17 protein-coding genes are annotated in these 13,817 nt (G+C 64.8%); 8 read left to right on the top strand and 9 right to left on the bottom strand.

Features of this window, described 5'->3' with window-relative positions:
• Positions 1-345 precede the first annotated feature (345 nt).
• The 6 genes from NKJ15_RS07470 to moaB all read left to right on the top strand — a co-directional run bounded on the left by NKJ15_RS07470 (position 346) and on the right by moaB (position 4,040).
• Positions 346-570: a putative signal transducing protein gene (locus NKJ15_RS07470; RefSeq protein WP_023674082.1), complete on the top strand. Its 225-nt coding sequence runs from the start codon at positions 346-348 to the stop codon at positions 568-570.
• Entirely contained in the window at positions 570-1,370 is an 801-nt protein-coding gene (locus NKJ15_RS07465; RefSeq protein WP_352814705.1) for a tRNA1(Val) (adenine(37)-N6)-methyltransferase, read from the top strand. The genes NKJ15_RS07470 and NKJ15_RS07465 overlap by 1 nt, the downstream gene beginning before the upstream one ends.
• An 87-nt stretch (positions 1,371-1,457) precedes the next feature.
• Complete coding sequence (locus NKJ15_RS07460) at positions 1,458-2,315, top strand: S49 family peptidase (RefSeq protein WP_352501988.1); 858 nt, start codon at positions 1,458-1,460, stop codon at positions 2,313-2,315.
• Positions 2,316-2,396: 81 nt separating this feature from the next.
• Entirely contained in the window at positions 2,397-2,582 is a 186-nt protein-coding gene (locus NKJ15_RS07455; protein ID WP_023674078.1) for a membrane protein, read from the top strand.
• Positions 2,583-2,608: 26 nt separating this feature from the next.
• Complete coding sequence (locus NKJ15_RS07450; protein ID WP_352681215.1) at positions 2,609-3,511, top strand: 4-(cytidine 5'-diphospho)-2-C-methyl-D-erythritol kinase; 903 nt, start codon at positions 2,609-2,611, stop codon at positions 3,509-3,511.
• A complete protein-coding gene (gene moaB, locus NKJ15_RS07445; RefSeq protein WP_352681118.1) occupies positions 3,498-4,040 on the top strand; it encodes a molybdenum cofactor biosynthesis protein B in 543 nt (180 codons plus the stop codon). Before NKJ15_RS07450 ends, moaB begins: the two co-directional genes overlap by 14 nt.
• 30 nt (positions 4,041-4,070) lie before the next feature.
• Here moaB and NKJ15_RS07440 read toward each other — a convergent pair whose 3' ends face one another.
• Positions 4,071-5,045 carry a phytanoyl-CoA dioxygenase family protein gene (locus NKJ15_RS07440; RefSeq protein WP_352681116.1) on the bottom strand — a complete coding sequence of 325 codons (975 nt, stop codon included), beginning with the start codon at positions 5,043-5,045 and terminating at the stop codon, positions 4,071-4,073.
• Between the two features lie 188 nt (positions 5,046-5,233).
• Positions 5,234-5,737: a glycosyltransferase gene (locus NKJ15_RS07435; protein ID WP_292664385.1), complete on the bottom strand. Its 504-nt coding sequence runs from the start codon at positions 5,735-5,737 to the stop codon at positions 5,234-5,236.
• A gap of 151 nt (positions 5,738-5,888) precedes the next feature.
• On the opposite strand from NKJ15_RS07435, the gene NKJ15_RS07430 reads away from it, so the two are divergent.
• Both NKJ15_RS07430 and rnhB read left to right on the top strand, forming a co-directional pair.
• Complete coding sequence (locus NKJ15_RS07430; protein WP_352540123.1) at positions 5,889-7,043, top strand: PA0069 family radical SAM protein; 1,155 nt, start codon at positions 5,889-5,891, stop codon at positions 7,041-7,043.
• Positions 7,044-7,210: 167 nt separating this feature from the next.
• Positions 7,211-7,906 carry a ribonuclease HII gene (rnhB, locus tag NKJ15_RS07425; protein ID WP_352681114.1) on the top strand — a complete coding sequence of 232 codons (696 nt, stop codon included), beginning with the start codon at positions 7,211-7,213 and terminating at the stop codon, positions 7,904-7,906.
• A 256-nt stretch (positions 7,907-8,162) separates the two neighbouring features.
• Here rnhB and NKJ15_RS07420 read toward each other — a convergent pair whose 3' ends face one another.
• The 7 genes from NKJ15_RS07420 to NKJ15_RS07390 all read right to left on the bottom strand — a co-directional run bounded on the left by NKJ15_RS07420 (position 8,163) and on the right by NKJ15_RS07390 (position 13,708).
• Positions 8,163-8,654 carry a F0F1 ATP synthase subunit B gene (locus NKJ15_RS07420; RefSeq protein ID WP_023674071.1) on the bottom strand — a complete coding sequence of 164 codons (492 nt, stop codon included), beginning with the start codon at positions 8,652-8,654 and terminating at the stop codon, positions 8,163-8,165.
• Positions 8,655-8,664: 10 nt separating this feature from the next.
• Positions 8,665-9,240 carry a F0F1 ATP synthase subunit B gene (locus tag NKJ15_RS07415; protein WP_352501992.1) on the bottom strand — a complete coding sequence of 192 codons (576 nt, stop codon included), beginning with the start codon at positions 9,238-9,240 and terminating at the stop codon, positions 8,665-8,667.
• A gap of 81 nt (positions 9,241-9,321) precedes the next feature.
• Entirely contained in the window at positions 9,322-9,546 is a 225-nt protein-coding gene (locus NKJ15_RS07410) for a F0F1 ATP synthase subunit C (protein ID WP_006206606.1), read from the bottom strand.
• A 67-nt stretch (positions 9,547-9,613) separates the two neighbouring features.
• Positions 9,614-10,372, bottom strand: a complete 759-nt coding sequence (locus tag NKJ15_RS07405; protein WP_352501993.1) for a F0F1 ATP synthase subunit A — start codon at positions 10,370-10,372, stop codon at positions 9,614-9,616.
• Between the two features lie 70 nt (positions 10,373-10,442).
• Positions 10,443-10,841 (bottom strand): AtpZ/AtpI family protein, encoded by a 399-nt coding sequence (locus tag NKJ15_RS07400; protein ID WP_352501994.1) that lies wholly within the window; start codon positions 10,839-10,841, stop codon positions 10,443-10,445.
• A gap of 255 nt (positions 10,842-11,096) precedes the next feature.
• Positions 11,097-12,281 carry a cell wall hydrolase gene (locus tag NKJ15_RS07395; protein WP_352540125.1) on the bottom strand — a complete coding sequence of 395 codons (1,185 nt, stop codon included), beginning with the start codon at positions 12,279-12,281 and terminating at the stop codon, positions 11,097-11,099.
• Between the two features lie 107 nt (positions 12,282-12,388).
• Positions 12,389-13,708 carry an MFS transporter gene (locus NKJ15_RS07390; protein WP_352814701.1) on the bottom strand — a complete coding sequence of 440 codons (1,320 nt, stop codon included), beginning with the start codon at positions 13,706-13,708 and terminating at the stop codon, positions 12,389-12,391.
• Positions 13,709-13,817: the final 109 nt, after the last annotated feature.

Here is a 13,817-nt window from a genome sequence, read left to right as displayed (position 1 = left end):
GAGGCGAATTGGCGCGCCGGCTCTGGTACATGATCACGCCTACGTTTACATCAACGCCGCAAACTGCGAGTTTAGGGCCATGATCTATCGATATGATCGAAATGGTGTGAGGCCATCTGTCCGGATACGCGGAGCGAAGGCGCAGGAAGCCATTCGGCTTTCAAGTCCTTCGCGACAAAGTAGCCGGGCAGATGGACCACATCCTCCGGACGCCGAAACGGCTGCAAGCTGCGTCGTCGAACCGCTCGGCCGGGGGAAAGACCCCGACCTTCACGCTTCTCCTCGCATCTTCTTGCCGTTTCAGGCGCCATTTCGACCATATCGATAGATCATGGCCCTAATCCGATGATAGAGCTCATCCGCACCAACGACGCCGTCATCATTTCGTTTGTCGAATCGCTCATGCGCGATGCCGGCATCGGCTGTTTCGTCGCCGACCAGAACATGAGCGTCCTCGACGGCTCGATCGGCATCCTGCCCCGCCGTGTCATGGTGGACGCCGACAAGGCCGATGCGGCGCGGCGCATCCTGACGGATGCCGGCATCGCTAACGAGATCCGCCAAAAATAATGTCCGCGTCGCCCGCTGCCCTTGTCCCGGACATGCCGGCTCATACGGTCGATGCCTTTCATCGCGGTGGCTTCTGGCTGGTGCAGCCGAGAAAGGCGGGCCACCGCGCCGGCATGGATGCGATGATGCTGGCGGCTGCCGTGCCGTCCTCCTTCGCCGGGCGGCTTGCCGATTTTGGCGCGGGCGCTGGTGCGGCCGGCCTGGCGGTCCTGTCGCGCTGCCCCGGGGCCGCGGCCGTGCTCGTCGAGCGTTCCCCGGAAATGGCGGCCTTCGCCACCACCACGCTTGCCCACCCCGGCAATGCGCATCTCAGCGACCGCGCCTCGGTGCTCGTCGCCGATGTCGCGCTGTCGGGCCGGGCGCGAACGGCCGCCGGACTTGAGGACAACAGCTTCGATTTCGTCATCATGAACCCGCCGTTCAATGCCGCCGAGGATCGCGCGACGCCCGATCCGCTGAAAAAGGCCGCGCATGTCTCGGAGGACGGGCTGTTCGACAGCTGGATCCGCAGCGCGGCCGCGGTGGTCAGGCCGGGCGGCGGGCTGGCCGTCATCGCCCGGCCGGAACAGCTCGGCGCCATCCTCGATGCCATCGCCGGCCGCTTCGGCGATGCCGAGATGCTGGCCGTCCATCCTCGCCCCGAAGCGGCGGCGATCCGCATCGTCGTCCGGGCAGCACTCGGCGCACGCGGCAAACTGTCGATCCAACCACCGCTGATGCTGCATGCCTATTCAGGCAATGGCCCTTCGGAGCGGGCAGAGCTGATCAATAACGGGCTGGCGTCGCTTTTCGGAGACTGATCCATTCTGATTGCCGGGGTGACGGCATTGCCGTTGGCCGGCGAATTCCTACATGCGTCAAGCAAATCGACCGGAGACCGCCCCCTCGTGAAACGCCTTTTCAACCGCCTGCTGCCGAAATCCTGGCGCTCCGCCGTCGTCACCATTCCGGTCATCCGGCTGCACGGCACGATCATGCCCGGCGGCGGCCAGTTCCGGCCGAGCCTGTCGCTCGCTTCCACCGCCGGCCTTCTCGAAAAGCTGTTTTCCTTCGACGCGCCGGCGGTCGCCATCTCGATCAATTCGCCAGGCGGCTCGCCGGTGCAGTCGCGGCTGATCTTCAGGCGCATCCGCGACCTGGCGAGCGAGAAGAACAAGAAGGTCCTGGTTTTCGTCGAGGACGTGGCGGCATCGGGCGGCTACATGATCGCGGTCGCCGGCGACGAGATCTTTGCCGACCCGTCCTCCATCGTCGGCTCGATCGGCGTGGTGTCTGCCTCGTTCGGCTTTCCGGAGCTGTTGAAGAAGATCGGCATCGAGCGCCGCGTCCACACCGCCGGCCAGAACAAGGCGGTGCTCGACCCGTTCAAACCGGAAAAGAAGGAGGACGTCGAGCGCCTGAAGGCGCTGCAGCTGGAGGTCCACGAGACCTTCATCGACCTCGTCAAGGACAGGCGCGGCAGCAAGCTCAAGGACGATCCCGACCTGTTCACCGGCCTGTTCTGGACGGCCAAGAAGGGGCTTGAACTCGGGCTGGTCGATGCGCTCGGCGACATGCGCAGCGTGCTGAAGAGCCGGTTCGGGCCAAAAACCCAGCTCAAGCTGATCACCGCGCCGCGCGGCCTGTTCGGCCGCTTCGGCCTGTTCGGCTCGAGCTTTTCGGCGCCCGATATCGCCGCCGCCGCGGCAAGCGGCGTCATCGATGCGGCGGAAGAGCGCGCGCTGTGGGCGCGCTTCGGGCTTTGAAAAGCCGGTGAAAGCGTCTAGCATAAATCATCAACCGACCCGACCGGCGGCCTTGCCGGCCTTGCGAGGGAGGAGTTTGACATGCCGCAGATCATTTTCTTCGCCGTCGTCGGCATTGCCGCCTATTTCGGCTACCGCTCCTTCGTCAGGGAAGCCGAGCGTGTGACCGCCAAGGTGCGGCGTACCGAAAAGCAGGCCGCCAACGGTACAATGGGAACATTGGTCAAGGACCCGAAGACCGGCGAATACCGTCTGGCCAAGGATTGACCGTCGTCCCCCTCGCGGCCGAGCCAGTGAACGCCGAGGCCAGCATCCGCGCGTCGCATGCGCACGCCAAGATAAATCTCGCGCTGCACGTCACCGGCCAGCGCGCCGACGGCTATCACACGATCGAAAGCCTGGCTGTGTTCACGCGCTTCGGCGACCGCATCGAAACGGAGCTTGCCGACAGCGATGGGTTTTCCGTGTCCGGCAAATACGCCTCCGCGGTGCCGGTCGACGACAATAATCTGGTGGTGAGAGCGCGCGACGCACTGCGGCGCGAGGCCGGTCCCCAGCACGCACCGGCTGTCGCCATCAGGCTCGAAAAGAACCTGCCGGTCGCGTCCGGTGTCGGCGGCGGGTCGAGCGATGCGGCGGCTGTGCTGCGCGCCTTGGTCCAGACCTGGAGCCTCGACATCGGCGATGCCGAACTGGCGCGGATCGGCCTGTCGCTCGGCGCCGACGTGCCGATGTGCCTCGCAGCCAGACCGCTGATAGCCCGCGGCATCGGCGACGAGCTGACGCTCGTGCCGGGTTTCCCGGCGCTGGGTCTGGTGCTCGTCAATCCCGGCACTGCCGTCTCGACGGCCGACGTGTTCGAGGCGCTTGGCCGCCGCGACAATGCGGGGCTGCCGCCGCTGCCGCGCAGCCTCGACTTCCACAGCATCCGCAACTGGCTGGAGATCACCCGCAACGACCTCGAGCCTGCGGCGCGCGCAATCCAGCCCGCCATCGGCAAGGCGCTTTCCGTGCTCAACAAGGCCGGAGCCGGTTTTGCCAGGATGTCCGGTTCAGGCGCCACCTGCTTCGGGCTGTTCGAGACCGGCAATGTGGCCAAGCGCGCGGCCATCGATATCCGCGGCCGCCATCCCGACTGGTTTGTCGCGGCGACGCGAAGCGTGACATCGGAGGCTGACGCCCATGGCCAGGATTGACGAGAGCCGCCCCTTCGTTCCCGTGCGCATCGCGGTACTGACCGTTTCCGATACGCGCAGCCTCGCCGACGACAAATCCGGGCAGACGCTGGCCGACCGCATTGCCGAGGCCGGCCATGTCCTGGCCGCCCGCGACATCGTTACCGACGACCGCGACAAGATCCGCGACAGGGTCCTGGGCTGGTCGAAGGACGATGCGATCGATGTCGTCATCACCACCGGCGGCACCGGCTTCACCGGCCGCGACGTGACGCCGGAAGCGCTGGAGCCGATCTTCGAAAAGCGCATGGACGGCTTTTCCGAAGTGTTCCACCGCATCTCCTACGACAAGATCGGCACTTCGACGATCCAGAGCCGGGCAACCGGCGGCGTCGTCAATGCCACCTTCGTCTTCGTGCTGCCGGGCTCGCCCGGCGCCTGCAAGGACGCCTGGGACGGCATCTTGAAGCCGCAGCTCGACTATCGGCACATGCCCTGCAACTTCGTCGAGATCATGCCGCGGCTGGACGAGCATTTGCGGCGCGGCTGAGAACCGAGGTATCAGCCAAGCGACGTCGGTTTAGCGAATGACCGGCTCGCCGTGAAAACGCCGGCGCGACGGCGGCGAGACGCCAAAGCCGACTTCCATCATCAGTCGTGGCGTGCGCGTCGGCACGGTGCCCATATGGAAGCCGAACGGATCCTCGACAAAGCCGAGGCCGGCCGGCCCAGTCAGCGTGACCGGGCTCTGCTCGCCGTAGACGCCCAGCACCTCTTCCGCCGAATGGCCGACCAGCAGCGTCAGCTGATGCTTCAGGATGCGGCGGTTGTGGGAGCCGCGGACATAGACATGCGGCCCAGTGTCGGCGTCGACCGGCACCAGGTAGAAAAAGAACTTCAGCATGCGCCAGTCGTCGAGGTCGAAATGGTATTTGCCGAGCGAGGCCATGTTCTTGTCGGCGTCCGAGACGCCACCGGTCGGAAAGCTCCACCAGACGCGGGTCGTGATCAGCTTGGCCTGGCTGCCGAGATAGTGCGCTGCGATATCGAGAAGCAGCGGATCGCGCTGCACGGCGACCGCAGCGTTGCAGTCGAGGACCCGTTCGAAATAGTGACCGCTGAGCAGCGGGCGGCCGAAATGCTTTTCGGCATCGGCGTGTTTTTCGGGCAGGAATTCCAGCCGGCGGTCGAAATTGCCGAAGCATGGCGTGAGCTCGGCGAAGCGGGCGATCTCGTCATGGATGGCGACCGGCAGCATCAGGCCCGAACAGAGCCCCTCGGTGCGCAGCGCGCCGACGACGGCATCGCGGTCAACGCCGGCGAACATCGTTTCACCGACATTGCGCGCCGGCGGAACGGGCTTTGCACCGCGCCAGTGCAGGCGCCGCGCCGGCATGGTGCGGGCCAGCATGAACATCGGCAGCCATGCCGGATTCTCGCGAAGGTCGGAAAGATAGGTCGGGATGCGGGCGGCGATGCGGCGCAGCGTGCCGCCGTTTCGTGCGATCGCCTCGAGGCTTGCAGCGCCGGACTTGTCAGGGCTTGAAAGGGTCATCGGGGTCCTCAAAATGTCGATGGAACAGCATCGACGTTAGTCGTCGCCGCTCCGGCACACCCCAAACCCTATTCGCCCATATCGCCGGGAATGGTAACCCCCGGCCAGATTTTGTGCAACGCACAATAAACGACGACCCGCCAGAAAATGTGCTTGGGCGGAGTTCCCATAACCGGGACGGTAAGCCGTCACTTGCGCGGCGCGACCCAGATCTCGGCGTGGAGCCTCCTGGTCGCCAGGCCGCGGGCGATCGCTTCGGCGCTGCGGGCGTTCTTCGACAGCGCCGCGGCCTGACGCTTGCTGATCACCAAGCCTTCGGCGAGAGCGCGATTTCCGGCAAAGACGCGCGACAGGAACGGCGCGCGGCTGCCGCGTGCCCGCGAGAACCGCGCCGCCATGGTTTGCCTGGCGGTATGGGCGACGACCTCGTCGATCCAGCCCTCTCCCAGCCGCGCGCCCGGTTCCAGCAAGAGCAGCCAGTCGCCCTTGGCCTGCCTGATGCCGGCGGCGATGCCGCCGCTGACATAGTGGCAGCCGGCATGTTCGGCGACGCGGTGCGTCTGATCGGTCGAGCCGGTGTCGCAGACGAGAACGTCGCGCACCACGCCTTCGACCGCGCCGCCGATCAGCGAGGCGAGCGTGCGGGCAAGGCCCTCCTCGTCATTCAGGGTTTCGATCAGGACGCTGAGCATGTTTAGCCGAATAGCGGAAAGCGGTGGGCAGCGCCAGTTTTTGCGGCGCGCCGCGAGAAAGTTCTTGCTTTGTTCTCATCAATGCGATAGGAATACATTCATGAGCAGAGCGATTCGACAGCGGGCGGACAGTCCCTGGGAAAGGGCCAAAATGGAACAGATCGTGCGTGCCGATATTGCAGCCTTCGGCGCTGGCAGGGCCGAGATGGCGAATGCGATGATCGAGCAGAGCGGCATGCGCGTTCGTCCCGACCGCAATCGCGGCAGGTCGGCGGGCATCAATCCGTCCGGCCGTTTCGAGCCGGTCAGCCGACACGTGTTTGACGATGGCTGGAATTCGCTGGAGGAGCTGCCGCCGTTCAGGACCGAGGTACAGGTCGAGAAGCCGCGCACCATCATCACGCGCAACGAATCGCCCGACATCTCCTTCGACCGCTCGATCAATCCCTATCGCGGCTGCGAACATGGCTGCGTCTATTGTTTCGCGCGGCCGACGCACAGCTTCATGGGCCTGTCGCCGGGGCTGGATTTCGAATCGAAGCTGTTTGCCAAGCCGGATGCGGCGCGGCTGCTCGACAAGGAATTGTCCAGGGATAATTACCAGCCGCGCACCATCGCCATCGGCACCAATACCGATCCTTATCAGCCGATCGAGAAGCAATACCGGATCATGCGCGAGATCCTCGAAGTGCTGGAGGCGCGCGGGCATCCGGTCGGCATCGTCACCAAATCGGCGCTGGTGACCCGCGATATCGACATTCTGTCACGCATGGCCGAACGCGGGCTGGCCAAGGTGGCATTGTCGGTGACGACATTGGACAGGATGCTGGCCAGAACGATGGAGCCGCGAGCGTCGACGCCGACCAAGCGGCTGGAGGCGATCAGGCAGCTTTCGGATGCCGGCATTCCGGCCTCGGTGATGGTCGCGCCGATCATCCCCGGACTGACCGACCCGGAGATGGAGCGCATCCTCGATTCGGCGCAGGCAGCGGGCGCGCGCGAGGCCGGCTATGTGCTGCTGCGCCTGCCGCTGGAGGTCGCGCCGATCTTCAAGGACTGGCTGCTGCGCCACTATCCCGACCGCTATCGCCACGTCATGTCGCTGATCCGTTCGATGCGCGACGGCAAGGACTACGATTCGGAATGGGGCAAGCGCATGAAAGGCTCCGGTCCCTATGCCTGGCAGATCGGCCGGCGTTTCGAGATAGCTGCCAAACGGCTCGGCCTCAACGCCGAGCGGCGCTCGCTCAGGACCGACCAGTTCGTCCCCGCCGCCAAGGCTACCGAGCAGCTGATGCTGCTGTGACAAAGCGTCTCGCGCCAGCCGCTTGAAGCGGCCGCAGCAGGCGAAAAATCCCGTCCGGCCTGTCCTGTCCCCGGGCTTGCAGACGGTAGCCCCCTCCTGGTCCGGTGCCCCGCCCGACCCGGAGGGGACTTGCGGAGAATCGGAGCCGATGCGAACCTCGCCGCACCATGGCTCGCCCGCGTTCCGATTCTCCGCTTCTCTTCGAAATCGTCGAGAAACCCGACTTCTCGTTCGAGACGAGGGCGATGGCCGAAGGCCTTTGGCCGGTGGCGGGGATGGACGAGGCCGGCCGCGGCCCGCTCGCCGGGCCGGTGGTGGCGGCAGCGGTGGTGCTCGATCCCGCCAACATCCCCGACGGCCTCGACGATTCCAAGCGGCTGACGCATTTGCAGCGTGAGGCGCTGTTCCTGAAAATCCTCGGCTCCGCGCTCGCCGTATCGATGGCCTCGGTCAGCGCCGAAGGCATCGATGCCTCCAACATCCTCAAGGCCAGCCTGGAGGCGATGCGCCGTGCCGTGGCCGCCCTGTCAATCCGGCCGAAGCTGGCACTGGCCGACGGCCGCGACGTGCCGCCCGGGCTGCCCTGCGAGGGCAAAGCACTGATCAAGGGCGACCAGCGCTCGCAGTCGATCGCCGCAGCCTCGATCGTCGCCAAGGTGATGCGCGACCGCATGATGTGCGGCTGCGGCAGCCATCATGCGCGTTACGGCTTCGAACTGCATATGGGCTACGCCACTGTGCGCCATCGCACGGCGATCGATCTGCACGGGCCAGTGGCACGGCTGCACCGCGCCTCCTTCGCGCCGTTCCGGTTCGGCGGCACCGAGGTGCTGGAGGAAGAGGGTTTTTCGGATTTGGATTGACATTGCGAAGGCGGCTAGGCGCGGATCTCCTCCCTCGAGGGGAGATGGCCGGCAGGCCAGAGGGGGTCGCCTCGCGTGAAGCGCCAACGTTCTCTTTCGTTCCATAGGGCGTCGCGCCAGGACGTGCCGACCCCCTCTGTCGCCTTTGGCGACATCTCCCCCTCGAGGGGGGAGATTACGCGCTCAGTCGCTTTCGCCAACAAAAAAGCCGCCAGGTTTCCCGGGCGACTTTCGATGAATTTCTCGTCGAAGTCGCTTAATTCAGCTTCGACTTCAAATCCTGCAGCGAGGCGTTGAACAGGTCGGCGCCGGCCTTGGCGTCGATCTTGCCGGCCAGCAGCGCCCGCGCGGCTTCGACCGCGATGTCGACAGCGCTGGCACGCACTTCGCCGATCGCTTCGCGTTCGGCCTGGCCGATCTTCTGCTCGGCCAAGGCGGTGCGCCGGGCGACATAGTCCTCGGTCTTCTTGTGCGCCTCGGCGGCAAGCATGTCGGCTTCACGCTTGGCGGCGGCGACGATGGCCGCCGCCTCCTGCTCGGCTTCCTTGCGCTTGCGCTGGTATTGGCCAAGCAGCTGCTGGGCTTCTTCGCGCAACCGGCGCGCTTCCTCGAGCTCGGAGCTGATCTTGTCGGCACGCGCATCAAGCGCCTTGGCGATCATGCCCGGCACCTTGATGTAGATGGCGATGCCGAGGAAGATTACGAGGGCAACAGTTGCCCAAAGCGTCGCGAGAGATGTGGCGTCCATGATGCGCTCCTCACCCGGCCACGGATTTGACCGCGGCCGCGATTTCGGCCTTGCTGGCCTTGCCGCCGACAAGCGCCTCGACGATGGCCGAAGCAGTGTCCTCGGCGATCGTGCCGACTTCCTTCATGGCATTGGCCTTGATAGAAGATATACGCGCCTCGGCCTCGCCAAGCTTCTGGTCAAGCGCTGCCTCGATCGTCTTGCGGGCAGCCTCGGCTTCCGCCTTGGCCGCATCGTTGGCCTGCTGGCCGATCGCATTGGCCTTGCCCTTGGCTTCCGCCAATTCCTGCTCATAGGCGGCAACGGCGGCATCGGCCTCGCTTTTCAGCCGGGCAGCATGGTCGAGATCCTGGGTAATGCGGTCGTTGCGCACGTCGATGATGCCGCCAACGCGCGGCATCACCACCCGTTTCAAGAAGAGATAAAACAGCCCGAAGGTGATTGCCAGCCATAGAAGCTGCGAGGGGTACGTCGCCGGATTGAATGGCGGGAACGTGCCGTGCGCCTCGGCAGGCACGCCGGTGCTAGCGCTGCCGCCTTCGACGGCGGGCGCGGACTCTTGCGCAAAGGCAGATGTCACGAACATGGACTATCCCCGAAATTCAGGCCCGCCGCAGGATCGCGGCCGACCTGTTCAATTCTTCCCAATGTTCAGCCGAACAAGCATTCAGCCGAACAAAGCGAGAAGCGCGATGAGAAGCGAGAAAATACCCAGCGCTTCGGTCACGGCGAAGCCGAAGATCAGGCGGCCGAACTGGCCGTCGGCTGCCGACGGGTTGCGCAGCGCGCCCGCCAGATAGCTGCCGAAAATGTTGCCGAGGCCAATGCCCGCGCCGCCCATGCCGAGGCATGCGATGCCGGCACCGATGTACTTTGCTGCTTCTGCGTCCATTTGTTCAACTCCTTTGGATCTAAAATTCCGTTGCAAAATCGATCCGGCGGCAATGCCGGAAACCTTGTCAGTGCCCGGGATGCAGGGCGTCGTTGAGATACATGCAGGTCAGCACCGCAAAGACGTAGGCCTGCAGGAACGCGACCAGCAGCTCCAGCGCCGTCAGCGCCACGGCCATCGCCAGCGGCAGAACCGAACCAGCCACGCCGACCGCGCCGAGCGCGCTCAGGCTGACGACAAACCCCGAGAACACCTTCAGCGTGATGTGACCGGCGAGCATGTTGGCGAACAGACGAACCGACAGGCTGACCGGACGCGAGACGAAGGAAATCACCTCGATCAGCACCACCAGCGGCAGCAGGTAGACCGGCACGCCATGCGGGACGAACAGCTTCAGGAAGCCAAGGCCGTGCTTGGTGAAGCCGTAGACGAGGACCGTTCCGATCACCAGCGCAGCGAGGCCGAAAGTGACGATGATGTGGCTGGTGATGGTGAAGAAATACGGGAACAGGCCAAGCAGGTTGGCGACAAGCACGAACATAAACAGCGAGAACACGAAGGGGAAGAACTTCATGCCTTGCGTGCCCGCGGCGTCCCTCAGCATATTGCCGACAAATTCATAGGCCATTTCCGAGACCGACTGAAGGCGGCCCGGAACCAGGCTGCGGCTCGACGTACTGAGGTAGAGAAACGCCGATGCGACAGCGACCGTCGCAAGCATGAACAGAGCCGAATTGGTGAAGGACAGGTCGTAGCCGCCGATGTGAATCGGAATGATCGGATGGATCTGGAACTGGTGGATCGGATCGACCTTGTCAGCAGCCACTTTAAATCCCCATCAAAGCCGCAGACGGCTTCAGCATTCTGTTCAATGCGCCGGCATGCGGCGCCTCAATTCATTCTTTCGGATCGCGCGGTTTGTCGCCCGTTCCGAATTCCGACACAAGCCCGGCTGAACGCAGGACGTTGAGCACGCCGGCGACAAAACCCAGCAGCAGACCGACTATCAGACCCCATGGCGATGTCCCCGCCACGCGATCGATAAACCAGCCGAGAGCCGCACCGACCACTATCCCGGCGATGAACTCGCTGGACAGCTTGAGCGCCTGGCCGTACCCGGCCACACTGCCCGTTTTCGCGTCGTCTTTCCCCTCGAGCCGGTCCGGCCGCCTTGTCGCAAGTGATGCTTCAAGGTCGCGCCGGCGGCGCTCAAGATCGTCGTCGCGGATGTCGGCTTCATGCTGCTTGCCGCGGCCGGTTTTGCCGGTTCCGTCTGGCCCATTCTTGTCGGCCACGCAACCCCCCTGCCCGGTCAGACCGTCACCGTCCGTCCGCTTCTTAAAGTCGCCGGCAACATAGTTAGAGGGTCCGCGCCCGTCAAGCCACGGGCGGACGTTCAAGCTCAAGTATTTTTTCGTTATAAATCAGCCACTTGCTCGGGTGCGACATCGTGCCCGACGCGGTCTCTGGCGGGCTGCGGCCGAATCCCCGCGGCGATGCGTCTTCGATCGGCCGCTCTCGCGCGAAAGACGCAAGGGCTGCCCGAGCGCTCAGCTCCAGCCGCCACCATAGGTGCGGTAGAAGATGTGCAGGCCGATCCTGGTCATTTTCTGCATCGTCCGCGCCCAGCCCGGATGGACGTAGTTGGCGTAATAATGGGTCGACGAGCCGACTTCCGGAATGAAGATCTTGCCGGCTGTGACTGCCATGGCGACATCCTGGGCGGTCTTGTAGGCAGCGGGGTTGTCGATGCGCTTCTTCCTGCCGTCGCAGGCGAAGGAAAACTGGCAGCGGTTGAACCAGTTGTCGTTCTGGTAGACGACGCCGCAGATCGAGTTCGGATAGGCGGGGTTGCGGACGCGGTTGAGGATGACCTGGGCGACGGCGGCCTGGCCGCGCACGGATTCGCCGCGCGCTTCGAAATAGATGCCGTTGGCGAGACAGGCCTGCTCCGGCTTGGAAAAGACGCTCGCCGGCAGCGGCGTCTGCATCCAGGAATGATCGCCCTTGCTCAGCGGCGGAATGAAGCGGCCGTCGTTCGGGTCCTCGTCCTGCAGCAAGGCCTCGAAGGGCGACGCCTGTGCATAATCGGGAGCGGACGAGGCGTAGGCGGTCGCCAGCACGTCAGGATGATCATTGTTGACCAGCGCGGCAAGCATCGCCGGTACGCCGGAATCCGGCTTCTTGTCGATGCGCGTGTGGAAGGCGGCGGCGATCTGGATTTCCTTGCCTTTGATCTCGGGCTTGGCGAAGGCCATCCTCAGGCCGCTGTCCATGCTTGGGCGGAGCAGCGAAGAGGTGCGCTCGAAGATCGAGCCGGCGTTGAAGTTCTTCGGCGGCGAGACGGGCGAGACCTGGATGATGCGGCCCTTCTTGTCGGCGCGCGTGATGCGGTCCTCGTCCGGCGTCGTGCCGGCGATGCTGCCCTTGCCGCGAAACGAAACGGCGCCGATGCCGGGCAGTTGAACGCCGGAGCCGGAGAGCGAGCCGGTGCTGCTGGAATCGAGGAAGGGCATTTCGGCGGCGTGAACGGAGCCGGCGACGGATTTCTCGACATAGGCGTTCCAGCGGACGCTCGGCGCCTCCAGGCCGGAGACCAGGCTGGTCATGTCCTGATAGGCAGCGACCGTCGGAAAGCCGATCCAGATGCCAAGGCCAATAACGAGGGGAGACAGGAAGGAACGCTTTTTCTCACCGGCGGCGGCGACAAGCCGCGTCAAAACACGTCGATGCACGGAACTCTCCAGAAACGCAACGGACCCCACTGGAGAGCTACAATGATGCATTAACCTTGATGGGGCGTTAACAGCTTAGAACGTTGTTTTCCCATCTCGTGTCGAAGTCAGGCGCTTTTGCGGCCGTCGCTTGACGGAAGAAAGATCGGCCAGGCGATCAGCGCGCAAATAGCCGCACCCAGCCAGACGCCTGCCCACGAGCAGAGCACGAGAAGCCCGGGAATGGCGATCGGCACCAGGAAGAAGGCGATGAAGACCAGGCTGTTGGCGAGGCCGAGCGCCGTTCCGGCCTGGCTGGCGCCGGCCAGCGTCGCAAGCTCGGTGTAGGCAACGCCGTGCCAGGAGGAGACGCAGACGCCGGCCACGACCAGCATCGCAACGATCGCCGGCGACAGCATCGGCGCTTGGCCTGACAAGAATTGGCCCGAAAACAAGACGAGCGCCGCAAGCACGGTGAAGGCGGCCACGCTCAGCATGCTGCACAGACGCAGGAACGACCGGCGGTTGCCGTGACGGTCGGTGTAGCGGCCGCTCCAGACGCGCATGACCATGGCGCCGACCTGCACGGCAGCGAGGCTGGCGCTGATCACGGCTGTTCCCATGCCGGCGAAATCATGCAGGAACACGGAAGCAAAGGTGAGCACCGCCACCTGCGGAAAGCAAAGCAGGCCAATGGCTGTCGCGATGCGCCAGACGGCCGGGTTGCGCAGCGGCGCCGGGCCGGCCGGCTTTGCCGCGCTGCTCGAACGGGCGTCGTCATGCGCCGGCGGCTGATGCAGCCAGCGCCAGGCGAGCGAGGTCGAGACCGCGGAGGCAGCCGCCAGCAGTCCGAAGACCGCCGTGAAGCCATGGGCCGAAGCGAGCGACGGCAGCACCAGCGCGCCAAGCCCGCCGCCAAGCGGCACCGCCGTCTGCCTGATGCTCATGGCAAAGCCGCGCTCGCCTTCGCCGAACCAGGCCATGATGGCGCGGCCGCTGGAGCCGTTGACGCTGCCGCCGAGCAATCCGGTGACCAGCAGGGCAGCGGCGAGAAGCGCGATGCCGGGAATATGGGCCGGTGACGGCACGACCAGCGCGGCCATGACAAGCAGCCAGACCGCGGTTGCGCCGAGCCCCGTCAGCAGCACGCGGCGGTCGCCCCAGCGATCGGTCAGCAGCCCCCACGGCAATTCGCTCAGCGCCACACCCAGGCCGAGAAGACCAAGCGCCAGGCCGAGCTCGCCATTGGAGAGATGATAGCCCGAGCGCAGGAACACCGCCGTGGCCGGAATGCCGGAGAAGGTCGCGGAAAAGCAGGCATTGGCGGCGACGCCGATGCCCAGCACCTTCCAGCGATGATTGGCTCGAAGCACCGCCGCCTCTGACGGGGTGGTAACGGCGGCCGGGCGAAGCGGTTTGCATTCTACTCGTGTGGCGACAGCGGACATGGTTCAGCTCCTGCATGGGTCGGCTGCATTCGGTCTTGACGCGCTCTCTCTACCGCCATAGCTTCGTACTGAATATCAGGAAGTTTTTGACGTAATGTCCCGAATATCA

The sequence above is a fragment of the Mesorhizobium sp. M0207 genome (assembly GCF_040321995.1).
Lineage (GTDB): Bacteria > Pseudomonadota > Alphaproteobacteria > Rhizobiales > Rhizobiaceae > Mesorhizobium.
The sequence above is the reverse complement of the archived record's forward strand: the minus strand, read 5'-3'. Positions and strand labels throughout refer to the sequence as shown.

Coding starts and splice junctions, on each gene's coding strand:
- NKJ15_RS07410 (WP_006206606.1), bottom strand. CDS start 9,546: ATGGACGCAGAAGCAGCAAAGTACATCGGTGCCGGCATCGCATGCCTC.
- NKJ15_RS07430 (WP_352540123.1), top strand. CDS start 5,889: ATGGAACAGATCGTGCGTGCCGATATTGCAGCCTTCGGCGCTGGCAGG.
- moaB (WP_352681118.1), top strand. CDS start 3,498: ATGGCCAGGATTGACGAGAGCCGCCCCTTCGTTCCCGTGCGCATCGCG.
- NKJ15_RS07465 (WP_352814705.1), top strand. CDS start 570: ATGTCCGCGTCGCCCGCTGCCCTTGTCCCGGACATGCCGGCTCATACG.
- NKJ15_RS07440 (WP_352681116.1), bottom strand. CDS start 5,045: ATGACCCTTTCAAGCCCTGACAAGTCCGGCGCTGCAAGCCTCGAGGCG.
- NKJ15_RS07435 (WP_292664385.1), bottom strand. CDS start 5,737: ATGCTCAGCGTCCTGATCGAAACCCTGAATGACGAGGAGGGCCTTGCC.
- rnhB (WP_352681114.1), top strand. CDS start 7,211: ATGGCTCGCCCGCGTTCCGATTCTCCGCTTCTCTTCGAAATCGTCGAG.
- NKJ15_RS07390 (WP_352814701.1), bottom strand. CDS start 13,708: ATGTCCGCTGTCGCCACACGAGTAGAATGCAAACCGCTTCGCCCGGCC.
- NKJ15_RS07420 (WP_023674071.1), bottom strand. CDS start 8,654: ATGGACGCCACATCTCTCGCGACGCTTTGGGCAACTGTTGCCCTCGTA.
- NKJ15_RS07470 (WP_023674082.1), top strand. CDS start 346: ATGATAGAGCTCATCCGCACCAACGACGCCGTCATCATTTCGTTTGTC.
- NKJ15_RS07455 (WP_023674078.1), top strand. CDS start 2,397: ATGCCGCAGATCATTTTCTTCGCCGTCGTCGGCATTGCCGCCTATTTC.
- NKJ15_RS07415 (WP_352501992.1), bottom strand. CDS start 9,240: ATGTTCGTGACATCTGCCTTTGCGCAAGAGTCCGCGCCCGCCGTCGAA.